23 protein-coding genes and 2 tRNA genes are annotated in these 26,750 nt (G+C 48.9%); 11 read left to right on the top strand and 14 right to left on the bottom strand.

The features are described 5' to 3' along the window. Positions 1-58: 58 nt before the first annotated feature. Complete coding sequence (locus GA565_RS09195) at positions 59-457, bottom strand: VOC family protein (RefSeq protein ID WP_152198202.1); 399 nt, start codon at positions 455-457, stop codon at positions 59-61. A 221-nt stretch (positions 458-678) separates the two neighbouring features. Then, positions 679-1,026, bottom strand: a complete 348-nt coding sequence (locus tag GA565_RS09190) for a Grx4 family monothiol glutaredoxin (protein WP_055770254.1) — start codon at positions 1,024-1,026, stop codon at positions 679-681. Between the two features lie 488 nt (positions 1,027-1,514). Here GA565_RS09190 and GA565_RS09185 point away from each other — a divergent pair, with 488 nt between their 5' ends. After that, the gene (locus GA565_RS09185) at positions 1,515-2,426 is read left to right on the top strand and encodes a C40 family peptidase (RefSeq protein ID WP_055770251.1); all 912 of its coding nucleotides are present in this window, start codon (positions 1,515-1,517) and stop codon (positions 2,424-2,426) included. 136 nt (positions 2,427-2,562) lie between these two features. Here the strand turns inward: GA565_RS09185 and GA565_RS09180 are convergent, their stop codons facing one another. Beyond that, on the bottom strand, positions 2,563-2,652 hold the full coding sequence (locus GA565_RS09180; protein ID WP_139804061.1) for a YnhF family membrane protein: 90 nt from the start codon (positions 2,650-2,652) through the stop codon (positions 2,563-2,565). A 337-nt stretch (positions 2,653-2,989) separates the two neighbouring features. On the opposite strand from GA565_RS09180, the gene purR reads away from it, so the two are divergent. After that, positions 2,990-4,015, top strand: a complete 1,026-nt coding sequence (purR, locus tag GA565_RS09175) for an HTH-type transcriptional repressor PurR (protein ID WP_055770250.1) — start codon at positions 2,990-2,992, stop codon at positions 4,013-4,015. A gap of 63 nt (positions 4,016-4,078) precedes the next feature. Here the strand turns inward: purR and punR are convergent, their stop codons facing one another. Then, on the bottom strand, positions 4,079-4,981 hold the full coding sequence (gene punR / locus GA565_RS09170) for a DNA-binding transcriptional activator PunR (protein ID WP_055772373.1): 903 nt from the start codon (positions 4,979-4,981) through the stop codon (positions 4,079-4,081). Between the two features lie 171 nt (positions 4,982-5,152). On the opposite strand from punR, the gene punC reads away from it, so the two are divergent. Both punC and cfa read left to right on the top strand, forming a co-directional pair. Then, positions 5,153-6,352, top strand: coding sequence for a purine nucleoside transporter PunC (gene punC / locus GA565_RS09165; protein WP_055770246.1), 1,200 nt, complete (start codon positions 5,153-5,155; stop codon positions 6,350-6,352). A gap of 346 nt (positions 6,353-6,698) precedes the next feature. Next, the gene (gene cfa, locus GA565_RS09160) at positions 6,699-7,850 is read left to right on the top strand and encodes a cyclopropane fatty acyl phospholipid synthase (RefSeq protein WP_055770243.1); all 1,152 of its coding nucleotides are present in this window, start codon (positions 6,699-6,701) and stop codon (positions 7,848-7,850) included. 150 nt (positions 7,851-8,000) lie between these two features. On the opposite strand, the gene GA565_RS09155 is transcribed toward cfa, so the two are convergent. Then, a complete protein-coding gene (locus GA565_RS09155; RefSeq protein WP_055770240.1) occupies positions 8,001-8,654 on the bottom strand; it encodes a riboflavin synthase in 654 nt (217 codons plus the stop codon). A gap of 318 nt (positions 8,655-8,972) precedes the next feature. Between GA565_RS09155 and GA565_RS09150 the strand changes: the two genes are divergently transcribed. From GA565_RS09150 to GA565_RS09130, 5 genes are all read left to right on the top strand, one after another. Beyond that, complete coding sequence (locus GA565_RS09150; RefSeq protein WP_152198201.1) at positions 8,973-10,346, top strand: MATE family efflux transporter; 1,374 nt, start codon at positions 8,973-8,975, stop codon at positions 10,344-10,346. Between the two features lie 200 nt (positions 10,347-10,546). Then, positions 10,547-10,623: transfer RNA gene (locus GA565_RS09145), tRNA-Val, on the top strand. 31 nt (positions 10,624-10,654) lie between these two features. Continuing rightward, positions 10,655-10,731 (top strand) — tRNA-Val (locus GA565_RS09140). Between the two features lie 606 nt (positions 10,732-11,337). After that, positions 11,338-12,750 carry a pyruvate kinase PykF gene (gene pykF, locus GA565_RS09135; RefSeq protein WP_055770234.1) on the top strand — a complete coding sequence of 471 codons (1,413 nt, stop codon included), beginning with the start codon at positions 11,338-11,340 and terminating at the stop codon, positions 12,748-12,750. Between the two features lie 292 nt (positions 12,751-13,042). Continuing rightward, positions 13,043-13,279, top strand: a complete 237-nt coding sequence (locus GA565_RS09130) for a major outer membrane lipoprotein (protein ID WP_055770230.1) — start codon at positions 13,043-13,045, stop codon at positions 13,277-13,279. A 209-nt stretch (positions 13,280-13,488) separates the two neighbouring features. Here the strand turns inward: GA565_RS09130 and GA565_RS09125 are convergent, their stop codons facing one another. The 7 genes from GA565_RS09125 to sufA form a co-directional block, all read right to left on the bottom strand. Next, a complete protein-coding gene (locus GA565_RS09125; RefSeq protein WP_152198200.1) occupies positions 13,489-14,454 on the bottom strand; it encodes a L,D-transpeptidase family protein in 966 nt (321 codons plus the stop codon). A 293-nt stretch (positions 14,455-14,747) separates the two neighbouring features. Then, positions 14,748-15,164 carry a cysteine desulfuration protein SufE gene (sufE, locus tag GA565_RS09120; RefSeq protein WP_055770226.1) on the bottom strand — a complete coding sequence of 139 codons (417 nt, stop codon included), beginning with the start codon at positions 15,162-15,164 and terminating at the stop codon, positions 14,748-14,750. 28 nt (positions 15,165-15,192) lie between these two features. Then, positions 15,193-16,413 carry a cysteine desulfurase SufS gene (gene sufS, locus GA565_RS09115; protein ID WP_152198199.1) on the bottom strand — a complete coding sequence of 407 codons (1,221 nt, stop codon included), beginning with the start codon at positions 16,411-16,413 and terminating at the stop codon, positions 15,193-15,195. Further along, a complete protein-coding gene (sufD, locus tag GA565_RS09110) occupies positions 16,413-17,714 on the bottom strand; it encodes a Fe-S cluster assembly protein SufD (protein ID WP_152198198.1) in 1,302 nt (433 codons plus the stop codon). Before sufD ends, sufS begins: the two co-directional genes overlap by 1 nt. Further along, entirely contained in the window at positions 17,689-18,435 is a 747-nt protein-coding gene (sufC, locus tag GA565_RS09105; RefSeq protein ID WP_055770217.1) for a Fe-S cluster assembly ATPase SufC, read from the bottom strand. Before sufC ends, sufD begins: the two co-directional genes overlap by 26 nt. Positions 18,436-18,502: 67 nt before the next feature. Continuing rightward, positions 18,503-20,023 carry a Fe-S cluster assembly protein SufB gene (sufB, locus tag GA565_RS09100; protein WP_152198197.1) on the bottom strand — a complete coding sequence of 507 codons (1,521 nt, stop codon included), beginning with the start codon at positions 20,021-20,023 and terminating at the stop codon, positions 18,503-18,505. Positions 20,024-20,053: 30 nt separating this feature from the next. After that, positions 20,054-20,425, bottom strand: coding sequence for a Fe-S cluster assembly scaffold SufA (gene sufA / locus GA565_RS09095; protein WP_152198196.1), 372 nt, complete (start codon positions 20,423-20,425; stop codon positions 20,054-20,056). Positions 20,426-20,883: 458 nt separating this feature from the next. Between sufA and GA565_RS09090 the strand changes: the two genes are divergently transcribed. Further along, a complete protein-coding gene (locus GA565_RS09090) occupies positions 20,884-21,288 on the top strand; it encodes a hypothetical protein (protein ID WP_152201391.1) in 405 nt (134 codons plus the stop codon). A 154-nt stretch (positions 21,289-21,442) separates the two neighbouring features. Here the strand turns inward: GA565_RS09090 and GA565_RS09085 are convergent, their stop codons facing one another. Together GA565_RS09085 and GA565_RS09080 are read right to left on the bottom strand one after the other, a co-directional pair. Beyond that, a complete protein-coding gene (locus tag GA565_RS09085) occupies positions 21,443-21,862 on the bottom strand; it encodes a hotdog fold thioesterase (RefSeq protein ID WP_152198195.1) in 420 nt (139 codons plus the stop codon). A 19-nt stretch (positions 21,863-21,881) separates the two neighbouring features. Beyond that, complete coding sequence (locus GA565_RS09080; RefSeq protein ID WP_152198194.1) at positions 21,882-24,935, bottom strand: FAD-binding and (Fe-S)-binding domain-containing protein; 3,054 nt, start codon at positions 24,933-24,935, stop codon at positions 21,882-21,884. 210 nt (positions 24,936-25,145) lie between these two features. On the opposite strand from GA565_RS09080, the gene ydiK reads away from it, so the two are divergent. Next, on the top strand, positions 25,146-26,243 hold the full coding sequence (ydiK, locus tag GA565_RS09075; protein WP_152198193.1) for an AI-2E family transporter YdiK: 1,098 nt from the start codon (positions 25,146-25,148) through the stop codon (positions 26,241-26,243). Positions 26,244-26,750 lie beyond the last annotated feature (507 nt).

The raw sequence follows: 26,750 nt of genomic DNA, 5'->3' as shown, positions 1-26,750 counted from the left end.
TCTAAAAATTAAAAAAATCAGCGGCTTTTCAACGCCGCTTTTTTTATGACACTCATTTTTAGTTTCCCGAGGAAGGCTGAGCAATATAACGTGATATCTCGATGAGGTTCAGATCGGGGTCTCGCATATATAATGAAACAATCGGCCCCTGCGCGCCGGTTCTATTCACTGGCCCTTCAAGAATCGGCCAATGATGGCTTTCTAATTTTAATTTAACCTGTTCGATAGGCAGTGAAGCGATAAAACAAAGGTCGAGAGACCCCGGAACAGGCAGGTGTGCTTTGGGTTCTATTTCTTTACCATACTCGTGGATATTTATTTTTTGTTCACCAAACTTAAGCGCTAACCTATTTGCCCCAAACTGTTCAAGCGTAAAACCCAATACTCGGGTATAAAAATCGACACACGCTTTCACGTCGTGGGTGGTTAATACCAGATGATCAAGATGATTTATCATGTTGCACTCCTACGCTGACTCATTAACCAGATTGGCTTGGTCAATATACAAGCCATAGCGCGTTCATCAACCCCAAGGTTAGGCCCGAGCGCCCTACCTCCCGCTGTGGATTTCACGTTATCGGCTTCACGACCTCATAAAAAAACCCCACACAAAAGTGGGGTTCTTCATTAATCTGAAAAGCAGCTATCCTGGCCGTTCTTTATCAGAGTCGAGACGGCTTATTCTGGCTGCTCTTCCTGAGATTTGTATTTCTCGGCCGTTTCTTTGATCAACTGCTGAAGTTCGCCACGCTGATACATTTCGATGACGATATCGCAGCCGCCGACAAGTTCACCGTCAACCCACAGCTGTGGGAAGGTTGGCCAGTTAGCGAATTTTGGCATTTCGGCGCGGATATCCGGGTTTTGCAGGATATCGACATAGGCGAAACGCTCGCCGCAGGCTGACAGCGCCTGAACGGCCTGTGCAGAGAAACCGCAGCTTGGCAGTTTAGGAGAGCCTTTCATATAAAGAAGAATTGGGTTCTCGGAAACCTGTTGTTGGATTTTTTCAATAGTGGTGGTCATTTTTTGCTTCCTCAAGCCATTAATTGGCTGTTACGTCGTATTTATGTCGCAAAAGCTTAAATCGGGAAAAACCTGATCAACTGTCTGCCATTGTAACGAGGGCAGCGCTCAGATGAAAACGTCATTTTTTGTAGGGTCTTTACACGCTAAATAAGCCTAAGTTGATGCATCACCCTAATGTCGGTGATAGTATCCCTGATTACCAAAACAGTGCAAAAATAAACATTCATATAGAATAACATTTTTATTCTGTGACTTTAACCCAAACGATCTTGACAAGATCCTTTGGGTAAGGTGAGTTTAAGCCTCTGAATTTAGGTTAATTTTTCAGCGTTATAGCTTATATTTCGCCCAAAAAAAAAGTTATTAACTTTTACTCACAATATGAATTAGAATCGAAGCAATTCGTGCTGTTTTGTCTCCCGCTTTTGGGGAATACTGGGACATCTTTTGATGTTTAACTTCGGCCTAATATTGGTAGCGACGCCATGCGTTTAATGTTTACGCTTTTTGTGCTGCTGTTTACCCAGCTTTTTTTGAATTTGGCGCATGCTTCGCCAAGCAGTCGCGTTTCTGCAAAGCAAGCGGAAGCGCACGTAAGTCAGGCAAAGCCTGATGAACGACGAAAGCGAAAGGTCGTTGCCAGAAGCAATAAGAAGACCAAAGTTGTTCCGGTAAAAGAACAATCAAAAGCAAAAGAACACAGTAAGACAAAAGAAAAGGTGCATGCCAAAACGAAGGTGGAAGCTAAACACCCTACCAGTACTAAGTTAGTAAGACACAAGGCCGAAAAGCCGGTCAGCCGAAAGCTGGCGAAACATCAGGCTGAAAAGCCGAAACGAGAAATTAAAAATATTACAACTTCTCTTGCCAGCACGACCAACGTGGTCTGCGCGAAAGAACCGAAAAAAGCCTACGGCCGACACCGTAAGCATCAGGCAAAAACAGAATCCTGCGCACCGCTCACGTTAAGCGCAGCACATAAGAAGAAATACCTGCACGCGAAAGAGACCGCGATGAACAAGCTGATGCACCAGGTCGGCAAGCCTTATCGCTGGGGTGGTACCTCACCTAACACCGGATTTGATTGCAGCGGTTTGGTCTATTACGCGTACAAAGATTTAATGCGAATTAAAATGCCTCGCACCGCCAATGAGATGTACCATTTGCGTGATGCAGCACCGGTTGCACGCGGTGAACTTGAGTCGGGCGATCTGGTGTTCTTTAGAATAACAAAACGCGGCGCAGCCGATCACGTAGGCGTTTATCTCGGCAACGGCAAATTTATTCAGTCACCGCGCACCGGTGAAGAGATTAAAATTAGTTATCTGGCAGATAACTACTGGCAAGACCACTATGTGGGTGCTCGCCGGGTGATGACGCCAAAAACGATTCGTTAAATAATGATTTCTCGCTGAAACCTGTGAATAGCATTTAACGAATGGTTTAAGACTAAAACGGTGCGTCGTTTTGGTAAAATAGAAAAGGGCGATTTCTGTGATAAGAAATCGCCCTTTTCCGTTCTCGCGCTAAAAATTAGTGCATGACTGCGGTGAAGCTAAAAGCAACAATCATCGCGAGTGCGCAGACTACGGTCATTAATGAATATTTCAGGTTAGTATCCACGTGAACTCCTTACGAGATAAAAGGGGCAAAAACCCTACATTTTGTACGCCATCTTATTCTGCCTAAATCTCGCCAAAACGTCCATTTAGAAAGTACACAACACTATCACTTTACTCTAAAGCAAAAATTTGGCTTTCCCTTTTTTGAGTTATAAGAGAAAATTAGCGGTTACCACGCTGTGTGCCCGGTCGTAGTTGCCCGACGCTTCTTTCAGGCCTTTCTGGAACCATCCAACGATTTGACTGCTTAAAATGATTTATGCAGTTGAATGCACGCAGGCAAACGATTAACAAAAAACTAACGTGCTGAAAATGGTTAGTTCAGGAGTGATTTTTACATGGCCACGATAAAAGATGTCGCTAAGCGCGCCGGTGTTTCGACTACAACCGTGTCGCACGTCATCAATAAAACCCGATTCGTCGCCGAAGAAACCAAAGCTGCTGTTCGCGCCGCTATCAAAGATTTGCACTATTCTCCCAGTGCCGTCGCGCGTAGCCTGAAGGTTAATAACACTAAATCAATCGGCCTGCTGGCAACCTCAAGTGAAGCGCCCTATTTTGCCGAAGTTATTGAAGCGGTCGAAAATAGCTGCTTCGCCAAAGGCTACACGCTGATTTTGTGTAATTCGCATAATGATTTTGAAAAACAGACTGCCTATCTCGCTATGCTGGCGCAAAAACGCGTCGATGGCCTGCTGGTAATGTGTGCAGAATATCCCGCTGAACTCCTTGCCATGCTGGAAGAGTACCGGTCTATTCCAATGGTAGTCATGGACTGGGGCGAAGCGCAAAACGACTTCACCGACTCCATCATTGATAACGCCTTCGAGGGCGGTTATCTGGCGGGTCGCTACCTGATTGAGCGTGGCCATCGCGATATTGGCGCCATACCCGGCCAGCTTAACCGCAACACCGGCGGTGGCCGCTACCGTGGTTTCCTGAAAGCGTTAAACGAAGCCAACATTGAAGTGCGAGATGAATGGGTAGTTCAGGGCGATTTCGAACCCGAATCCGGTTACCAGGCGATGCAAAAAATCCTAAACCAGAAGCAGCGCCCTACCGCAGTATTCTGCGGCGGTGACGTCATGGCAATGGGCGCGATTTGTGCAGCCGACGAAATGGGTCTGCGCGTTCCTCAAGACATTTCGGTCATTGGTTATGATAACGTTCGCAATGCGCGTTATTTTTCACCGGCACTCACCACCGTACATCAACCGAAAGAACGCCTTGGAGAAATGGCCTTTACCATGCTGCTTGACCGCATTATCAGCAAGCGCGAAATACAGCAAACCATTGAGGTGAAGCCCAAGCTGGTTGAAAGGCGCTCAGTGGCCGATGGCCCGTATCTTGACTATCGCCGTTAATACACTTATTAGCCTAACTTGCCCTTCACGCTGGCCCTCAGCCGCGCCAAGGGCAGCATTTCTTTAGCGCAGCCATTCCTCGTTCAAGGTCTCACTTTCCCCAAGGTAGTCAAGCAGCCAGTCAAGCGCCAGTGAATGGTTACGCTGATCCCAGGTCAGGCAGCACGGACTTTCAGGAAAGCTGTTGGCCAACTCAAGCACCACCAGTTTTTTTTGCGCTAGCCACGACTCAACCATGTGCACCGGCAGCATGCCAACGCACAACCCCTCACACAGGCAATCAATGGCACAGGTCCAGTCTGGGACCACCAGGCGGCGCTGGTTATCGAGTGTCCAGGTATCTCTTTTGGGTAGACTTCTTGAAGTATCTTCAATACACAGCGCCGGATAAGGACGCAGGGCCTCATCGTTTAATGCGCCTTTATGAGCAGCCAACGGATGCTGGGCACTCACTACACAGTGCCACGGCAGCGTGCCCATATCGCGAAAGCTAAAACGCCCGCCGACCGGCACCGCGCTGGTTGCGCCAATCGCCACGTCAGCACGATCGTCTGCCAAAGCGTCCCATACCCCGTTAAATACCTCGCCCTGAATCAACAGCTCGGTATCAGGAAATACCCGATAGAAATCAACCACCAGCTGCCGCACGCGGTCAGGCTTGACGATACGGTCTACTGCTACACGCAGCTGGCCGCTCCAACCATTAGCCACCTGCTGACACTGACGACGGGTTGATATCATTTTTTTGATAAGCACGCGCGCTTCATCAACAAAAATACGGCCGGCAGGCGTTAACTCCACGTCGCGGTGACGGCGTTCAAACAGCGGAACGGCCAGCCACTCCTCCAACTGCCGCACCTGATAACTGATGGCTGAGGGCACACGATTAAGCTCCTGTGCAGCCGCGGTAAAGCTGCCATTGCGGGCCACGGCGTCCACCACTTCCAGAGAATATTCAGACCACATTGCTGCCACCTGTTTCAAACCTCATTGGCGCCGTCCTCTTGCTTTCAATTTTTTTCATCCTAGGGTGCAAATATTAACGTTTCACAACCCACAAGCCAAGCAGATACACTGCGCCACTGGCAACACCCCTACAACACTTTTAGCTACTTTTTCGTATTATAAGAGAACATCATGAAACCCTCATTTGGCTTTTTACTCTACCTTGCTGGGCTGAGCATGCTCGGCTTTCTGGCAACTGACATGTATTTACCGGCATTCAGCGAGATGCAAGATAACCTCGGCACCTCTGCCAGCGCGATCAGCTCGAGCCTGAGCATTTTTCTGGCAGGCTTTGCCGCCGCACAGCTATTTTGGGGCCCGCTCTCCGACCGCTTTGGCCGCAAGCCGATTTTACTCGCCGGTCTAAGCCTCTTTTCAATCAGCTGCCTTGGCATGATCTGGGTGCAGAGCACCGAGTTACTGCTGGTTCTGCGTTTTATGCAGGCGGTTGGGGTATGTGCAGCGGCGGTAAGCTGGCAGGCACTGGTGGTTGACCGTTACTCTGCATCGGTTGCAAAACGTACGTTTGCCAGCATTATGCCGTTGGTCGCGCTTTCACCTGCACTGGCGCCGCTGGTGGGTGCCTGGGTGCTCAACCATTTTAACTGGCGAGTGATTTTCGCACTGCTGCTGGTTATCAGTGCTCTGTTGCTGATGTTTACTTTTACCCTGCGGGAAACTAAAAAATCGATTGCCGAGAAGCTGCAGCCGCAAAGTGGGCTTACCGCCATGCTGTCATCGCGTGTCTATACCGGAAACGTGCTGATTTACTCCGCCTCCTCGGCTGGATTTTTTGCCTGGCTGACCGGCTCACCTTTTATTTTAAGTGAAATGGGATACGGACCCTCAGCCATTGGCCTAAGCTATGTTCCTCAAACGATAGCCTTTTTACTCGGTGGTTACGGCTGCAGAATGCTTATCAGTAAAATTGAAGGCACCCGCCTATTGCCTTGGCTATTAGTGGGCTATGCTGTAAGCGTCGTGTCACTTTATTTTATTGCGACAATGACGCAATCAACACTGGTGACCCTGTTAATCCCATTCTGTCTGATGGCGTTAGTTAACGGTGCCTGTTACCCGATTGTAGTGGCAAATGCACTAATGGCATTTCCTGCCAATACAGGCAAGGCTGCAGCATTGCAAAATACGCTACAGTTAGGTTTGTGTTTTTTCGCCAGCATGATGGTTTCTGCATTTATCGAGCAGCCGTTGTTCTCTACGGTGACGGTAATGCTGTCGACGGTTGGGCTTGTCGGGATTGGATATTTTCTTTTAACGCTTTCGGCGAAGGAAGAGAAGTCTGGACATCCAGAAGCAGAGCATGCTAACTGATTGCAATAATACCCTTGCGGTACAATAACTTGAACAATAGATGCGCCTGCAGCGATTTAATATTGAGAATGCGCGCAGGCGAGCTTATACTCAAAACAACATAATAAAATATCACTTTTACAAAACTTTTATCACAGTAACTTTTAGGCGCGCGAAACGCGTCACATTTTTAGTGCAAGGATGCTTTCACCGCGGCGAATTATCGTCAGGTGTCCTCTGTATTTTCCTCTGTTCATAGTCATATTTCAGACAAGGCGGATAAATCGCCTGTTCTCATAAAGACCTGCAAATGGCCGTTGCTTTTAAAGCAGGTTAATAAGTCAGAAGAGAAAGTGATGGAGAAGCTATGAGTTCATCGTGTGTAGAAGACTTGAGTATTCAAGACAATCATTGGTACCGAATCGCGAGCGAAATGTTAACGATGGCAGGCATTGAAGTTAATGGAACCCGCCCTTTTGACATTAAAGTTAAAAATCCCGACTTTTTTAAGCGCGTGCTCCAGGACGGCTCTCTAGGCCTTGGCGAGAGTTATATGGACGGCTGGTGGGAATGTGAAAGATTAGACATGTTCTTTCATCGCGTCGTAGAGGCGGGGCTTGAAGATAAACTCCCGCATCACCTCAAAGATACGTTGCGCATTGCTGCGGCGCGACTGACCAACCTGCAATCTCGCAAACGCGCGTGGATTGTCGGTAAAGAACATTACGACCTCGGTAATGATCTCTTTAGTAAAATGCTCGACCCGTTTATGCAATATTCATGTGCATACTGGAAAGACGCCACCACGCTTGAGCAGGCACAAGAAGCCAAATTAAAAATGATTTGCGATAAGCTGCAACTGCAACCAGGGCAGCGTTTGCTTGATATTGGCTGCGGTTGGGGTGGTTTGGCGGAATATGCCGCCAGAAACTACGGCGTAAGCGTTTTTGGTGTCACTATCTCTGCCGAACAGCAAAAAATGGCTCAGGAACGCTGCGAAGGCCTTGATGTCACTATCTTGCTGCAGGACTATCGTGACTTAAACGATCAGTTTGACAGGATTGTTTCCGTCGGCATGTTTGAACACGTTGGGCCTAAAAATTACCAAACCTATTTCGACGTGGTAAAGCGTAATATTAAACCTGACGGTCTTTTCCTGCTGCACACTATTGGCGCCAACAGAACCGACCTCAACGTTGATCCGTGGATTGATAAATATATATTCCCCAACGGCTGCTTGCCGTCGGTGAAACATATTGCGCAGACTACCGAGGGATTATTCGTGATGGAGGACTGGCACAATATCGGCTCAGACTACGACAGAACATTAATGGCCTGGTATGACCGTTTTCTGGCGTCATGGCCTACTATCGCAGACAATTATTCCGACCGGTTCTACCGCATGTTCACCTATTATCTGAACGCTTGCGCAGGTGCATTCCGTGCGCGCGATATTCAGTTATGGCAGGTGGTGCTCAGCCCTAACGGCGTTGAGGGTGGCATTCGCGTACCGCGCTGAGTTTGTTTGCGAACAAGATTCAAATACTAAAAAGCCGAAAACAAATTTTATTGTTTTCGGCTTTTTGCATTTACGCGCAAACTCTTACTTTTCACACGCCTAATAACCTATCCGGCGGCTATTCCAGCACGTTATTGAACCGGACTACACTTATTTCGGCTGTTCGGCCAAGGCTGCTGCGGCGGCCATCGCGGCTTCACGACTGGCAAGTACGCGTTCAACGGTATCGACAATTGCCTGTGTTTGCGGGTCAATTTCAATATTGATTTTATCGCCCAGACGTTTTGCACCCAGCGTGGTACGCTCCAGCGTCTCAGGAATAAGATGCACACAAAAACGGCTGCTGGTCACCTCTCCAACCGTCAGACTGATACCGTCAATGCCGATATAACCTTTGTGTAAAATATACTTCATGTAATCTGGATGCGGCAGGCGGAACCATATTTGACGATTATTTTCTGATGTCAGAATTTTTTGAACTTCTGCGGTGCAAACAATGTGGCCTGACATTAAATGGCCGCCAATTTCGTCGTTAAAGCTGGCCGCACGCTCTAAATTAACCTCGTCCCCAACCTGCAGGTCACCCAAGTTGGTCAGGCGCAGCGTCTCTTTAATTAAATCAAAACTGACCAAGTCATTTTCAACCTTGGTTACCGTTAAACAACAGCCGTTGTGGGCAACCGAGGCGCCCAGCGCCAGATTTGGCAGCATCTCGGCCGGCATTTTAACCACATGCGTTCTGAAGTTAGGTTTTTCGACAACGGACACCAGAGTGCCAGTGCCCTGTACTATTCCGGTAAACATAGGGTGTGCCTCTTCAATTCAATTAAAATTCCAAAATATAATATTGATAAGTTTGCCGCAGATTGACGTGAAAGCCAAATTCAAGAACAGAAGAAAGCACGCGAACCCCAAACAACAGGCCAACATTCAGGCTGCGCGGAAAAAACGTCACAAACGCTGAATATACTAAATACTATAACTGCGGCAGTTCATGAAATTTCAGCATGCGATTTGCTTAAAAAGCATGACGAGGTACAATCTTTCGACTATTCCTCAGTATATTATCGTCACCCTCGGGTGGCTTTTTTAGTTTCTTAATCATTATAAAAAGGTGTATGCGTGCAGAAGTACCTTACAGAAGCGCGTAGTTTATTGGCTCTCGCTATCCCCGTTATCCTGGCTCAAATTGCTCAAACCTCGATGGGTGTAGTTGACACCATTATGGCAGGATCGGTCAGCGCTACCGATATGGCTGCGGTTGCCGTAGGCACATCAATATGGCTGCCCGCCATACTGTTTGGCCACGGTCTTTTATTGTCATTAACTCCCACCGTCGCGCATCTTAACGGTGCAGGTCGACGCGACAAAATAGGCGATCAGGTTCAGCAAGGTTTCTGGCTGGCCGGTGGCGTTTCAGTGCTGGTGATGGTGGTTATTTATAACTGTGACTTAATGATTGGCCTGATGCACAACATCGACCCTCTGCTTAAAGAGAAAGCGATTGGGTATCTGCGGGCCATTATGTGGGGCGCACCGGGCTATCTGTTTTTCCAGGTGCTTCGCGACCAGTGTGAAGGGCTGTCGAAAACCAAACCCGGCATGGTATTTGGCTTTATCGGTCTGCTGGTGAATATCCCGGTTAACTACATTTTTATCTATGGCAAATTCGGCGCCCCGGCACTGGGTGGCGTTGGCTGCGGTGTGGCAACAGGCACGGTTTACTGGGTAATGTTCATCATGATGCGCATCTATACCAAGCGCACCTATTCATTGCGCGATATCGTCGCGACCAAACCCTTTGCCAAACCTGACTGGCAGGTGCTTAAGCGCCTGACGCAGCTGGGTTTACCCGTTGCACTGGCGTTATTTTTTGAGGTCACCCTGTTTGCGGTTGTGGCGTTGCTGGTTTCGCCGTTGGGCATTGTGGCGGTGGCAAGTCATCAAATCGCTCTCAACGTGGGCTCGTTGATGTTTGTTGTGCCGCTTTCGCTGGGCGTTGCGGCCACCATTCGCGTCGGTTCTCGCCTCGGCGAATCAAACCCGCAGGGGGCCAAAGTGTCGGCCCGTACCAGCGTGGCGACCGGTATTGTGATGGCCTGCATCATTGCTACGCTCGCCGTTATTTTCCGCGTTCATATTGCGCGGCTGTATAACGACAATCCGGAAGTGGTCACCCTCGCCTCGCATCTGATGCTGTTTGCAGCTATTTTCCAGATATCGGACGCCGTTCAGGTGATAAGCAGTGGCGTGCTGCGCGGCTATAAAGATACCCGCTCAATTTTTTATATCACCTTTACCGCCTACTGGATTTTGGGGCTTCCTATCGGTTATCTGCTGGCGCTCACCGATTATCTGGTTCCAGCCATGGGCCCTAGCGGATTCTGGTGCGGGTTTATCATTGGGTTGACGTTTGCCGCCACCATGATGTCGTGGCGCGTGCGATGGATACAAAAACAGTCCTCGTTCTCTATTTTGCAGCGAGCGGGACGCTAGTTCCATCCAATATCCCCCCACCCTCGGTGCGCTGTTTAAAGGCAGCGCACTGCAATTAATGTGCAAAAAATAAACGCAATGAGCACTCGCGCAGCAATCAGCTGCAATATGTCATTAAAATGCATTTTTTCCCTTGCCAGCACTCCGGTAGGCCGTTAATATTCGTCCCCGCTGCCAGACTGGCAGACAGAGATAACGATGCGTCCGTAGCTCAGTTGGTTAGAGCACCACCTTGACATGGTGGGGGTCGGTGGTTCGAGTCCACTCGGACGCACCAAATATCTCAGGATTCAAACGTTGCATGATGTGCGTCCGTAGCTCAGTTGGTTAGAGCACCACCTTGACATGGTGGGGGTCGGTGGTTCGAGTCCACTCGGACGCACCAATGCAAAGCGCGTTACCTCGGAAACTTTATAGACTCCCGCAACACATCATCTGATACCGCCTTATTACCCTGATTTTTTACTGATTCACATTGCCTTTTTCTTTTTCCAATGATCCAGACGTTCCCCCGCTATCGCCCATTTTATAACAGTGCCGTTAACGCAAATTTCAAATTGTTAATACTTGCCTTGCGTTTGTTAGCATTCGATGCCGGCTTTTGAACGATTGCGCAACAAAGCTGCGGATAAGCCCATTCTCTTGCGCACGCTGCTAATTTTTGATTGGTTTCCCTCCCTCGAACCCTCTATACTATGAGCCAACAAACTGGCACAGTTTCTTAGATTGAATGGATTCAGCCCCTTGATCTATCGATATCGTCATATAACAAGCATTTTCACCCCTAAAACGATTAAAACTCGTCCATACAGTTGCGTGCCCGTCGAATTTTACACAACGTTTCTCCTGCACTCGCCTATTCTTAGAAATGTTTTGCTCAAACTAACGTTTTTCTCAAACCAGGTCAGAAAACCATTCAGCGCGAACGGTGACCGCATTACCGCCTTGCGCACTCTTATCCTATCCATCACAACTTGTAGAAAAAATCGTCATGAAAAAGACTAAAATTGTTTGTACTATCGGACCAAAAACTGAATCCGAAGAGATGCTGACTAAACTGCTTGATGCAGGTATGAACGTCATGCGTTTGAATTTTTCTCACGGTGATTATGAAGAGCACGGTCAGCGCATTAAGAACATCCGCAACGTTATGGCCAAAACAGGCCAGAAAGCCGGTATCCTGCTTGACACCAAAGGTCCAGAAATCCGTACCATCAAACTGGAAGGCGGCAAAGACGCTTCCCTGGTTGCGGGCCAAACTTTCGTCTTTACTACCGACCAGAGTGTCATCGGTAACAGCGAACGCGTTGCGGTAACCTACGCAGGCTTCGCAGCTGACCTGAAAGTGGGCAACACGGTTCTGGTCGACGATGGTCTAATCGGAATGGAAGTCACTCAAGTCACCGACACTGAAGTGACCTGTAAAGTGCTAAACAACGGTGATCTGGGTGAAAACAAAGGCGTTAACCTGCCTGGCGTTTCTATCGCCCTGCCAGCACTGGCAGAAAAAGACAAACGCGACCTGATTTTCGGCTGTGAGCAAGGCGTGGACTTCGTTGCGGCTTCTTTCATTCGTAAACGTTCAGACGTAATCGAAATTCGCGAACATCTGAAAGCACACGGTGGCGAACACATCCAGATCATTTCTAAAATCGAAAATCAGGAAGGCCTGAACAACTTTGACGAAATCCTCGAAGCTTCAGACGGCATCATGGTTGCTCGTGGTGACCTCGGCGTTGAAATTCCTGTAGAAGAAGTTATTTTCGCGCAGAAAATGATGATCGAGAAATGTAACCGCGCACGTAAAGTGGTTATCACTGCAACGCAAATGCTTGACTCGATGATTAAAAACCCGCGTCCAACACGCGCAGAAGCGGGCGACGTGGCAAACGCCATCATCGATGGCACCGATGCAGTTATGCTCTCTGGCGAAAGTGCCAAAGGGAAATATCCACTGGAAGCTGTTCGCATTATGGCCACTATCTGTGAGCGTACGGATCGTGTCATGCAGAGCCGTATCGACGGTCAGAACGACAGCCGTAAACTGCGCATCACCGAAGCCGTATGCCGCGGTGCGGTAGAAATGGCTGAGAAGCTGGATGCACCGCTGATTGTTGTCGCAACCAACGGCGGCAAATCGGCGATCGCCGTGCGTAAATACTTCCCTAATGCCACCATTTTGGCATTAACTACCAATGAAGTGACCGCGCGTCAGCTGATCCTCACTAAGGGTGTTATCACCCAACTGGTGAAAGAAATTGCATCAACTGACGATTTCTATCGCATTGGTAAAGAGGCTGCACTCGAAAGTGGCCTCGCACAAAAAGGCGATAAAGTGGTTATGGTTTCAGGTGCATTGGTTCCAAGTGGCACCACGAACACCTCTTCAGTTCACACTGTTTAATCCTAATTAGGTTAAACAATTATAAAACGCCGCGAAATGCGGCGTTTTTTTTGACCGTTTTTCTGTATTTTCCAAAAAGGCTGTCAAATACGATGTTCTGAAAATGGGACAAGTCTCATGGAATCAGCCTGTTTTAGATAACGTTTTTCAAGTTTTATGTAAAAAAAGATGCTTCTTTGAGCGAACGAGCAAAATAAAGCATTTGGCGATAAAAATTTATTCTCATTAGAAAAAGGTTTGTGTAATACTTGTAACGCTACATGGAGATTAACTTAATCTAGAGGGTTTTATAATGAATCGCACTAAACTGGTACTGGGCGCAGTAATCCTGGCTTCTACTCTGCTGGCTGGTTGTTCAAGCAATGCTAAAATCGACCAACTGTCTTCTGACGTTTCAACTCTGAACTCTAAAGTTGATCAGTTGAGCAACGACGTTGCAGCAGTTAAAGCTGACACCCAAGCAGCTAAAGACGACGCAGCACGTGCTAACCAACGTCTTGACAACCAAGCTCACGCTTACAAGAAGTAATATTTACTTCTCATAGTGAAATGGCGCACATTGTGCGCCATTTTTTTACCTAAATATCCCCACCACACTCTCTGCCCGCACTAGCCCGCCTTAATCACACCCAGACAGACGCACTATCGCAAGCCTACTCGTTAAAAGTATTTAAATAAAAACGCCACCAAAGCGTTCTGGTGGCGTTTAAACCGCATTACTGACTAAGACCGCTGCGATTACATGGCTGCTGCCGGTGGCGTGTTCGTTTCTTCAGTACCGGTATTCACCAATACTGGCATGCCTGAGCGGCGCTCAATGGCGCTTGTCAGTACGTCTTTGTTGGTTTCGTCACTGGATTTAAATTTCTTGAGACTGGAACTGATGGCAATTGGCATAGTTTGTGGATCGTCTTTTTCAGTGCGTGATAGCGGCTGATGAACCTCAACGTAGCGTTTCCCATCGGGTTCTATGTCGAACTTGATAGGTTGATTAATTACCTGAACGCGAGTGCCTTTAGGCACGCTGTTGAACAGCGCTTCAATATCATCGGGTCGCAGGCGTATGCAGCCTGAACTGACGCGCATCCCGATACCAAAATTGGCATTGGTACCGTGTATCAGATAATGGCCCTGACCCGCAGCTAAACGCATGGCAAATAGCCCCATTGGATTCTCAGGTCCCGCCGGAACCACGCCCGGCAGAGTGATCCCCTGCTCTTTCAAATAAACTTTGCGAATGTTGGGGGTAGGCGTCCAGGTCGGGTTGGGAATTTTCTGGCTGACGGACGTGACCATTTCAGGCGTATTTCGACCCAACTGGCCGATGCCAATCGGGTAAACCACCACTTTGCTCTCGCCTTTTGGATAGTAATAGAGGCGCAACTCAGCCAGATTTATCACTATCCCTTCACGTTTGGTGTCAGGCAACAGCATCTGGCTGGGAATAGTCAATACCGTGCCCGGTTTTGGTAGCAAAGGGTCAACACCAGGGTTAGCCTCAAGCATGGCAATAAGCCCTATTTGAAACTTGGCAGCGATGGCCTCAAGCGGCTTGCCGTCGTTGGGCACGACGTAGGTGGTGTTTTCGCCAATGAGTCGGCTATTTTCGGCTGGAAGCGGATAGTCGGCAGCCAAGGAAGCATTGATCCCGGCGGTAAACACGGTGGCGAAAAGCATTCCCATTAGAGGCAAAGAAAGTTTCATGCTAATTCCTACTCAGTGGAGTGTTCGACTGATTCAGTACAGTGCTGAAGAGTCGTTCATTATGTGAGTTAATACTAGCAGTACCGAGCTGAAAGACAATTTACGCTTCTGAAATCAAGATGTTACGATCTCCTGGTCGGGCGTAATTTAGGAAAAACTAAGAGATTAAGATGCTGAAAAATCAGAAATAAATCAGGAAAAAAAATCTGAGGACCATTAATTAGCCCAACTCATTAGCAGAACATTCCTAACAAGTCGGGCTACAAGCAACGCAATTTTGAACGGGAAAAACCTTAGGCCATCACCGTCGCTTTTGCACGGATAGCACGGATCATCGCTTCCAGCCCCTGAGATCGGGACGGGGTAAGATGCTGACTCAGTTCGAGCTCACCAAAGAAGGGGCGAACGTCTAGCGCCACCACTTCTTCCGCCGTTAATCCGTGATACAGGCTGAAAACAATCGCCAGCAGACCTTTGACAATAGCGGCATCGCTGTCGCCCAAAAACGTAATCTGGCCGTTGTCATCGGTCTGCATCACAATCCACACCTGGCTTTGACAACCAGAGATGAGATTCTGCGCTTGACGATTTTCATCACTCAGCGGTGCCAACAGCGCGCCAAGTTCGATAACGTACAAGTATTTTTCTTCCCAGTTCGGGCACCGGGAAAAATTCTTAACCAACTTTTGCTTATCTGGCAAATTTGCCATAAAAAACCATCCTGCTTGTTGCTTATTGTTAACCCAGCAGCAGGCTAATACGTTTAAGTCCTGCAACCAAACGGTCTACTTCTTCACGGGTATTATACATCGCAAGAGAAGCGCGGCACATTGCCGGGACGCCGAAGAACGACATGAGCGGCATCGCACAATGGTGACCGGTGCGAATGGCAATACCGTATTGGTCAAGGAAGCTGCCCACGTCATACGCGTGATGATTGCCCAAGTTAAAAGCAATCACGCCAGAACGAATCGCAGGCCCATAAATATGAATATCAGGGATCTGCGCCATCGCCTCAAGCGCGTAGCTCATCAGGGCATTTTCATATTCATGAATTGCATCAAGGCCAAGCTCGTTGACATAGTCAAACGCTGCGCCGAGGCCGATCATCCCACCGGTATTGGGTGAACCCGCTTCAAAACGCCAAGGCGCTTTAACGTAGGTAGTGCCTTCGGTGAGACTAACGTGTTTGATCATCGAACCACCGCCTTCCCAAGGTGGCATTTCGTCAAGCAGTGCCGCTTTACCGTAAAGGATACCAATACCGGTTGGACCATAAAGTTTGTGGCCAGAGAACACGTAGAAATCGCAGTCAAGCGCCTGAACGTCAACCTTGTGATGCATTACCGCTTGCGCACCGTCCACCAGCACATACAGGCCAGCAGCTTTTGCCTGGGGAATAATGGTTTCAATCGGGTTGCGGGTGCCCAACACGTTTGACACGTGGGTCAGCGCCAGAAGCTTGGTTTGCGGCGTGAGCAATGAAGCAAACTGTTCCATATCCAGCTCGCCCTGCGGCGTGAGATGCCAGACATCGATATGCAAACCGCGCTCTTTAGCAATCATCTGCCACGGAACGATGTTCGCATGGTGCTCCATTTCGGTGATGATAATGCGATCGCCAGCGGACAACTTGGTGCGGCCAAAGGTATTAGCGACCAAGTTGATAGCCTCGGTCGTGCCCTTCACAAACACAATTTCTTCGGCAGATGCCGCATTAATAAATGCGGCGGCCTGCTTACGAACGTTTTCCATCTGCTCGGTAGCTTCAACGCTGAGGGTGTGGATCCCACGGTGCACGGCGGCGTAGTCATGCTGATAGAATGCACTCTCGCGGTCGATAACCTGACGCGGTTTCTGCGCACTGGCAGCGCTGTCAAGGTAAGCCAAAGGCTTACCATTAACGTCGCGGCTCAGTAAAGGGAAGTCACTACGCACTCTTTCCAGTGGAAAACTCATTACTTACCTCGATTAAGTCGACCTGCAATCCGTGCAATAACGACTTTGCGCAATGTTTCATTTTCGATGGCTTCAGTCAGCTCGGCTGCAAAAGCAAAGATAATCATGTTACGCGCATCAAACGCATTAATACCGCGAGCACGAAGATAGAAAAGTTGCTCCTCGTCCATACGCCCCACGGTGGCACCGTGTCCGCACTTGACGTCGTCAGCCCAGATAACGAGCTGCGGTTTGGTATCAACTTCTGCCTTATCACTCAGCAGCAAGTTATTATTGGTCATCTTGCCATCGGTTTTGATTGCGTCTTTAGCAACGTAAATCATACCGTTGAATACTGCCTTGGCCTTATCGTTAACAATGACCTTATGCAACTGGTGGCTGTTGCAATAGCCTTTGTTATGCTCAAGATAAGTACGAGTATCGGCAAGTTCAGAATCCATCGGCAACAGCAGGCTGTTCATGTTCAGATTGCTGCCTTCACCGTCGTGACGCGCACTGGTGTGATGACGCGTCAGGCCAGCACCCAACAGGAAGCTGTTGCTTGAAACATTCGCATCACGGCCAATAACCAAATCGTTATGGGCAAAGTGGAAGCTTGCCTGACTTTCGAAAGACAGTTTGTAATGGCTTAGCGTCGCGTTATCGCCAACGTTTGCCGTCAAACGGGCGCCGGTGAAATGACCAAGGTCGTTCAGGCTGACGTAATGCTCAATAATTTCAGCATTGGCCCCGCTCTCAATCTCAACGTGATAGCGGTGATGTACCGTGTTCACTTCACGTGATTTGTCGCGACCGCTGCTGATGTGCAACAAATACAGCGGCTTCTCAGCGTGCTTGCCCTTGGGCAAACGGATTTTAAGGCCGTGCTGTGCCAGACTCTCCGTCAGGTGCAGGAAAACTTCTGACTCAACGGCTTCGGGCAGCGTTTGTTGAATAGCGGGTGTCAGCTTTTCAATCTCAAACTCGCCGGTGGCAGAGTCACTCAGCGCCTGGCTGAAACGCCCATCAACAAACACCAGACGGTACGCATCAATAGGTAACACCAGTGCTTCAAACTTCTCGGCGGACAATGTCTGTTCTTCAGGTAAAAAGAACTGATTGCCCAACAAAGGGGCGACCGGTGTATATTTCCAGTCTTCCATTTTGGCATGCGGGAAACCAAGGCGCAGAACCTGCTGCCAGTGATTGTGGGCATGGGAAGACTGTTCGCCACCTACGCTTTCAAACAGACGGTAAAACTGCTGCATGGCATGCGAGCTACCGGCTGCAGGTGCATTACTCTTCGTCGGTAAGCCAGCCATAACCTTGCTCCTCCAACTGTTTAACCAAGCTAAAATCACCCGATTTTACGATGCGACCCTGTGACAGTACGTGCACGAAATCAGGTTTGATATAGTCGAGGATACGCTGGTAGTGAGTCACAATAATAAAGGCACGCTTACCATCACGCAGCGCGTTAACGCCGTTAGCAACGGTTTTCAAGGCATCGATGTCCAGACCTGAGTCGGTTTCATCAAGAATGCACAGACTTGGCTCAAGCGCGGCCATTTGCAGAATGTCGTTACGCTTTTTCTCACCGCCGGAGAAGCCAACGTTGACAGAGCGCGTCAGCAGGTCCGCAGGCATTTTCAGCAGTTCGATTTTTTCGTCCATAAAGTCGGCAAAATCGAAGCGATCCATTGGCGGCTGTTCGCGATATTTACGTACCGCATTGACTGCAGTTTGCAGGAAGAAGTTGTTGCTGACGCCAGGGATTTCAACCGGGTATTGAAATGCCATGAAAACGCCTTCACCGGCGCGATCTTCAGGGTCTAATTCCAGAAGGTCTTTACCGTTAAACTCAACAGTACCCTCAGTAACTTCATAATCTTCACGGCCCGCAAGGGTGGCGGAAAGCGTACTTTTACCTGAACCGTTTGGGCCCATAATAGCGTGCACTTCGCCTGGCTTGATCTCGAGATCTAACCCCTTAAGAATTTCCTTTTCTTCTACGCGGACTTTTAAATTCTTAATGCTTAACATGTGTATCCTTGATTTTGCGTCTGTGCGCTCGTGTTTCTGCTTATTCTGTTTTTCTTCAAGTGCAGCATTAGCCAACACTGTGTTCTAGGCTGATTGCCAGAAGCTTTTGAGCTTCAACGGCGAATTCTAACGGCAGCTCGGAGAATACGTCTTTACAGAAACCATTAACAATCATTGAGATAGCATCATCTTCACTGATCCCGCGCTGCAGGCAGTAGAACAGCTGATCTTCACCAATTTTTGAGGTTGTGGCTTCATGCTCAAGCTGCGCACTGTTGTTGCGCACTTCAATGTACGGGAACGTGTGCGCGCCACAGTCGGCACCAATCAGCATTGAGTCACACTGGGTAAAGTTACGTGCGTTCTCGGCAGAAGGCAGGATTTTAACCAGACCGCGATAGCTGTTTTGACTGCGTCCTGCTGAGATACCTTTCGCGATAATGGTCGACTTGGTGTTTTTACCAATGTGGATCATTTTGGTTCCAGTATCGGCCTGCTGCTTGCCGCTGGTCAGCGCGACCGAGAAGAACTCACCTACCGAATTATCACCTTTAAGGATAACGCTCGGGTATTTCCAGGTAATGGCTGAGCCAGTTTCTGACTGGGTCCAGGACATTTTAGAGCCTGAGCCTTCGCAAATTGCGCGCTTGGTAACAAAATTCAGAATGCCGCCGCTGCTCTCTTCGCTGCCAGAGAACCAGTTCTGTACGGTGGAATACTTCACTTCGGCATCTTTAAGAATGATGACTTCAACCACCGCCGCGTGCAGCTGATAGGTATCACGCACGGGGGCAGAACAGCCTTCGATGTAGCTAACGTAGCTGCCTTCATCGGCAATCAGGATAGTACGTTCGAACTGGCCGGTTTTCGCCGCATTGATACGGAAATACGTGGACAGCTCCATCGGGCAACGCACGCCTTTAGGAATATATACAAAGGTGCCATCGGAAGCGACCGCGGCGTTCAGGGCAGCAAAGAAGTTGTCTTCCGGCGGAACTACGGTGCCCAAATACTGTTGCACCAGCTCTGGGTAGTCGTGAATGGCTTCACCGAACGAGCAGAAAATAACGCCTGATTCGGCCAGTTTATCGCGGTAAGTGGTAGAGACCGACACGGAGTCAAAGATGGCATCAACGGCCACTTCTTTGCCTTCGCGTACCGGGATACCTAACTGATCGAATGCTTTTTCTACTTCGCTGGTCAGGTAGTTTTTATCAAGCGCAGGCATTGCCAGCGAGTCTGCCGTAGACTGCTGCGTGGCACCTGGCTGAGAGCCGCAGGCATCGTCACAGCTGCCGCATGAAGGCGCAGAATAGTAGCTGTAATCCTGGTAATCCAAAGGTGTATATTTACCTTTGAGCCAGTGCGGTTCTTCCATTTTGAGCCAAGCACGGAAAGCCTTCAGACGGAACTCTAGCATCCACTCCGGCTCATCACGCTTAGCGGAAATGGCGCGGACGACATCTTCGTTGATGCCGGATGCGAGTTCATCGGTTTCAAGCGCGGTGAAAAAACCTTCTTTGTAGTTATTTTTTTCGCCAGCCCAAGACTGCACGTTGTCTGGAACTTCTACGTTGCTTCTTGACATATTAGTTACATCGCTTTGATTACATGAAAATTACAGGCCAAAGCTTTCCCCACACCCGCAGGCATGCTGAGCTTTTGGATTGTTGAACTTGAAGATTTGATTCAGCCCTTCGTGGACATAATCAACTTCTGTTCCATCGATGAAAGGCATGGCTTTCAACGGAATATACAGGTGAGCACCATTGCGCTCGAACACCAGATCATCGCTGGCCGGTTGCTTAGTCAAATCAAGCACGTAGGCAAAACCCGCGCAGCCTGACTGTTTGACTGAAAGCTGTAGCCCTTTGACTTCAGGGTCTTGAGTGACCAATGTGTTGACCTGCTTGGCCGCAGAATCAGTCAGCGTCACGCCTTGCCATACGTTGTCATCCAATGAGAACGTGGCGACATTTTCGGTTTGCATCTGTCTACCTCATAGATATCAGGTTATTAATAGACAACCCTATGGTCTCTATTTTAGTGATTACACATGTCACTTCAACCTCTTGTTTTAAGAGGTTATAGCGATTACGGACGCTAAATGGCCCTGCACAGGTCCGTAAGAGAGGTGCCGCCATTTCAGGGCTTCATCAAGGCACCTCATCAACTAATTGAATAAGTTGTCAATTTTTTGTTAAAAATTGATAAAACTCGCCTTCGAACGCACTTTCCGCTGCCTCTGTTTTACTACGACAAAACATTCATCGGAAATACCTATTTATGTATTTCCCCCATCCTATCGGCAAATAAGGCTCTTTTTGCCTTATGCCCCTACATTGAACGGGGTCAAAAAAGGTGTTAGAAAACGTTGATTCGCAGCATTTTTGCCAATATGATGATTTTAAATATGATAATAGTTATCATTCAAATCGGAATGTGCTCATGGCTCAATCGGTAAATGCGTGGCTTCAGGCTAAAATCGACGAATATAAATTTAATGTACGCGATGCAACCGTCGACTTTTATTTAGCCGATGCAGCATTAAAGCGCGACGATGCCGATATAAGTCAACTGAAAAGCTATAACAGTCTTTGTCTCGATATGGCCAATCTCTGCCTGCAAAACGGCGATGACCCTAGTTATCTTCATGCGCTGTGTAAACTTCATAACCAATTGATATTGGAAATTAATAACCCGCAACGTAGCGAACTTTTTCACGTACAGAGCTACCACTTCGCCCGCCACACTCTAAAGCTCATTTGCCAGTATTATGCCATGATGGGCATCTGGGAAAAAGCGACAGCGTTTCAAACTGATTTTGTTAAGCGTGTACCTTTCCAACTTTAATAGCAAATAGTCTACCAAAGCGCGGAATAATCTTATTATTTGTGTGGTTAATAACGCCACTAATATAAAACAACGCTTATTACCCTTATAAACAATAAGGGTGAAGGCCGCTATTACCTTCACCCTCAGTTATTATTTTAGCACTAAAACCTTGTCAGAGATCGATAACGGCGGTGGTCAACCGGGAAATACAGCACAAATGATCACCTTCATCAAATATCTTTATTTCCCAAACCTGATTACGACGGCCAACGTGTAAAGGCTGACACACCCCCCTCACATAACCGCTGTGTGCGGCACGCAGATGATTGGCATTCACCTCAATTCCCACGATTTGCTGGTCGCCTTGAGTACATAAATAGCCGGCCATTGAGCCCAAGGATTCCGCCAACACCACCGACGCACCGCCGTGCAGCAGTTTGAAAGGCTGCGTAGTGCGCGAATCAACCGGCATTGTCGCCTCAAGGCGGTCTTCGGCCAGCAAAGTAAACTCGATGCCAACGTGCCCAACCATGCATCCCTGACTGGTTTTGTTAAGCTCTTCGAGCGTGGTTTCGCGTTTCCAAAGTGCCACTTTACTCTCTCCTTGATTGTTAAATCAGTTCAACCAACGCCTGTAGCGGATGACGAAGTCCATTACCTTCAATACGTTTTACCTGACTGCGGCAAGAATAGCCGGTTGCCAGACAGCGTTGGCGTGGAAGGCGCTGCAGTGATTGATGCCATGAAAGCTCATAAATACCGAGTGAGTTCTCGATATTTTTGGTTTCGTGGCCGTAAGTTCCCGCCATGCCGCAGCAGCCGACGCTAACGTTTTCAAGTTTGGCACCGAAGCGGGCAAAGATATCGCCCCACTGCTTGCCGCTGGTCGGCAGCGCGGTGCTTTCAGTACAGTGACCAAACAGATACCACGACTCGCCACTCTGCTGCATTTCAGGCCTGTCGGCCAGCAAAGTGCTTAACCACTCATGCACCAGCTGTACCTGGAAGGAGCCGCGCGACTGACCGAGGATCTCTTTATACTCATCGCGGTAACACAGCACCAACGCGGGGTCGACGCCCACCATCGGCATGCCCAGCTGCGACACGCGATTAAGAAACAGTGAAGTTTTTTTAGCGGTTTTAGCAAAGCGCTGCAAAAAACCTTTAACATGCTGCGCCTTGCCGTTTGGCGAGAACGGCAGTACCACCGGCTTAAGGTTGAGTTTCTCAACCAGACGGACAAAATCGGCGACAACCTGCGCATCGTAATAGCTGGTAAACGGATCCTGCACGATTAATACATACTGCGCGCGCTCGGCAGGCGGAATGCTTTCGAGCTGCTCCAGCGTCATGGTGGCGCTAGCGTTTGCGGAAAGCTGTTCACGTAAAGTAGGCGTTGAGAGCAGAGGAAGGTCGACCATGCCGACACTTTTGCGGCTGAGTTCACGAACCCACGGCTGCTTAAAGAAAAAGTTAAACACTTTGGGCGCGCGGGACATGAGTGGCGCATAGCTTTCTACGCCGGCCACCACGTAATCGCTGACCGGACGCAGATAGCGGGTGTGATAGAGCTGCAGGAAGCGCGAGCGAAAACCGGGTACATCGATTTTAATCGGACACTGGGTTGAACAGGCTTTGCAGGCCAGACAGCCGGACATGGCGTCTTTCACTTCATGCGAGAAGTCATACTCACCCTTGCTGGCATACCAACTGTTGCGCGTTTTCTCAATTAGCGTTCTAAAGCTCATCGACTGCTGCGGCAGTGCCTGTTCGAGCACCAGCGGTTCAACGCCCTGCTCCGACAACAGCCTCAGCCATTCGCGCACCATACCGGCGCGACCCTTTGGCGAGTGAATACGACTCGCGGTGATTTTAAACGACGGGCACATCGGACTCTTCACATCATAGTTAAAGCACAGCCCGTTGCCGTTGCACTCCATCGCGCCGCGAAATGCCGTGCGCACCTCGACGGGAATACGGCGATCCAGCGTACCGCGCTTGGCCGCATCAACCTTCATCATCGGCTCATCGCAGTCAAGCGGGGAACAAATTTTCCCTGGGTTTAGCCGGTTAGCTGGATCAAAGGCGGTTTTAATACGGCGCAGCTCGTGAAACAGCTCATCGCCAAAGAAGGCCGGACTGTATTCAGCACGAAAACCTTTGCCGTGCTCTCCCCACAGTAATCCACCGTATTTGGCTGTCAGTGCGACCACTTCATCAGAAATCTTTTTAAGCAGCATCTCCTGCTGCGGGTCGCACATGTCGAGCGCCGGACGCACGTGTAAAACACCCGCATCTACGTGGCCAAACATGCCATAACTCAGATTATGACTGTCGAGCAACGCACGAAACTCAACGATATAATCGGCAAGATGCTCAGGCGGTACGCAGGTATCTTCGGCAAACGGCAGCGGCTTGGCGGCACCCTTGGCGTTACCCAACAGGCCAACGGATTTTTTGCGCATATTATAAATACGCTCAATTCCAGCAAGGTCGGCACAAATCTGATAGCCAATCACCCCGCCCTCTTCATCGCGAATCAGCCCATCGAGGCGCTCGCAAAGAGATTCAACCTGCTGCTCAATCAGACTCGAGTCATCACCGGCAAACTCGACGATGTTCAGACCCTGCATATCTTTGCCCGGCACATCGGTGATGTATTCACTGACTGTATGCCACACAATGTCTTCACGCGCGAGATTAAGTACTTTTGAATCAACGGTTTCAACCGACAGCGCTTTAGCATCAACCATCAAGGGCGCATTGCGCAGCGCCGAATTGAAGGAGTCATACTTGATGTTCACCAGGCGTCTGACTTTCGGGATCGGCGTTAAATTCAAACGTGCTTCAGTAATAAAGGCCAGCGTTCCTTCAGAACCGGTCAAAATGCGCGTCAGATTAAAGGTCTGTAAATCATCGCTGAACACGTGGCGCAGGTCATAACCGGTGAGGAAGCGGTTAAGTTTGGGGAATTTGTCGATAACCCGTTGACGATTATCGCGACAGCTTTCCAGCACGGTGCGATAAATTCGGCCAACAGTAGAATTCTCTTCACCAAGCTGCTCGGCCAGCGGCGTAGGCATCGCGTGGGTATCGAGCAGCTCACCGCCGAGAACGATTGCGCGCACACCAAGCACATGGTCGGACGTCTTTCCGTAAACCAGAGAACCCTGACCCGACGCATCAGTGTTAATCATGCCGCCCAACGTGGCGCGGTTACTGGTAGAAAGCTCCGGAGAGAAGAAATAGCCTAACGGACGCAGGAAGTCATTTAACTGGTCTTTAATAACGCCAGCTTCAACCTTTACCCAACCCGCTTGGGTATCAATATCGAGGATGCGGTTCATATGTCTGGACATATCAACCACAATACCGCGGTTCAGTGACTGACCGTTGGTGCCAGTGCCGCCACCGCGCGGGGAAAACACCAGCGATTTGAAACGCTCCTGACCCGCCAGCCTGCCCAGCAGAGCCACGTCGGAGGTGGCGCGCGGAAACAACACCGCATCAGGTAAAAGCTGATAAACGCTGTTGTCGGTCGCCATAGTCAGACGATCGGCGTAGCTGGTTGCCATGTCACCCGTAAAACCGTCTTTCTTTAACGCTTCCAAAAAGTCGAGCACCAGTTGAATGACGCCGGGTGCCTGAGAAATTTGTGGGATCATTGATTACGACTCTGTCTTTGTTGTTGTTTGCAGGCCTGTAGGCGGCCGCTGGATCCGTAAAACGCATCCACCCTGTCTAAAGCAACTTAAAAACTACCATACTTCGTTTTCCAGCGCTTCTAAAACCCCGCATAATGCGCCATCCTTAAGAGGACCGATTAAGGCCAATTTCTGGCCGCCTGCCTTTGCTTTCTGATACGAGAATGATTAATGAATCTCCCGAACAAGCGTTATGATTTACCGCAAATCATGTTTGGCGTGCTGTTTATAGCCTTAATGACGATCGCCAGTATTTGGGTGGTCAAACCTTTTATCTTGGGATTTGCCTGGGCGGGAATGATCGTTATTGCAACCTGGCCGGTGATGATAAAAATTCAGTCCCTGCTGTGGGGACGCCGATTTTTGGCGGTAATCGTCATGACGGTGCTGCTTATCCTTCTGTTCGTTTTGCCTATCGCACTGCTTATTTCCAGCGCAGTGGAAAACGGTGCGCCGCTGGCCAAACTCGCCAGCAATCCTTCACGACTGCATTTACCTGATTTTGCCTGGCTCCAGTCTATTCCTTTAATTGGTAGCAAAACCTACAGCGGCTGGCACACCCTCATTAACAGCGGCGGAAGCGCACTGCTGGCAAAAGTACAACCCTACGTGGGGCAGACGGCAGGCTGGTTTGTGTCACAGGCCGCCAACATTGGCCGATTTATCCTGCACTGTTCGCTGATGCTGCTGTTCAGCGCCCTGCTTTACAGTCGTGGAGAACACGTAGGAATGGGCATTCGCCATTTCGCCATTCGCCTGGCGGGTGACCGGGGTGATGCGGCCGTCATTCTTGCCGGTCAGGCAATACGCGCCGTAGCGCTGGGCGTGGTGGTGACTGCCATTGTGCAATCAGTTCTCGGCGGCATTGGCCTGGCCATTGTCGGCGTTCAATACGCAACGCTGCTTACGGTCGTGATGTTCGTATGCTGTGTAGCGCAAATTGGGCCACTGCTGGTGTTAATTCCGGCAATTATCTGGCTGTACTGGACCGGCGATAATACCTGGGGCACGGTGCTGCTGGTTTGGAGTTGCGTCGTTGGCTCACTCGACAGCGTGCTGCGTCCAATGCTGATTCATATGGGTGCTGATTTACCGATACTGCTTATTCTGTCTGGCGTTATTGGCGGGCTGGTTGCTTTCGGGATGATTGGTCTGTTTATCGGGCCGGTGGTGTTAGCCGTTTCTTATCGTTTGATTTCACTTTGGATAAATGAAGCCCCTCAGCCCGAAAAAGATATCGAAGAAGTAAACAAACTTCTCGGAGAATAAACGCGTATAATATACTGCCTGGGGGTATTTCAAAATACTTCCGGGTAGGTTAATTTACCCCTACAAATACCCTTCAATTAATTCTTATCCCCGCCTGTCGATTAATTTGAAATTCTTACTCACTGAAAACTATAAATTTCTATTAAGAAAATTCTTAGAGACTAACATGGCTTTGGATCTTAGTATTAATAACAGTTGAATTTTCAACCCCATGATTTATATGCAGGCTTTCCCCAAGTATGCATGCCAAAGAATTGCTGTGTGTAGTCTTTGCCTGTCATTTATGACGGGCCTTTTTTTTACTCTATTTTGACTCAAAAAGCCTTATATCCCGCTTCTATAAATTTAGTTTGAATGATTAAAATAAAATTTAATCGTCACGCATATTTATACTCATTTCTTCTGCAATAGCTTACCCCGCCGTCAGTGTAGGATTTGAAATTATATTTACAGCGGTATAAAAAAACCGCGAACACATTAAACGTTCGCGGTTTTCATTAACTCAAT

The organism is Rouxiella sp. S1S-2 (assembly GCF_009208105.1).
In the GTDB taxonomy this organism is placed as follows: domain Bacteria; phylum Pseudomonadota; class Gammaproteobacteria; order Enterobacterales; family Enterobacteriaceae; genus Rouxiella.
The sequence above is the reverse complement of the archived record's forward strand: the minus strand, read 5'-3'. Positions and strand labels throughout refer to the sequence as shown.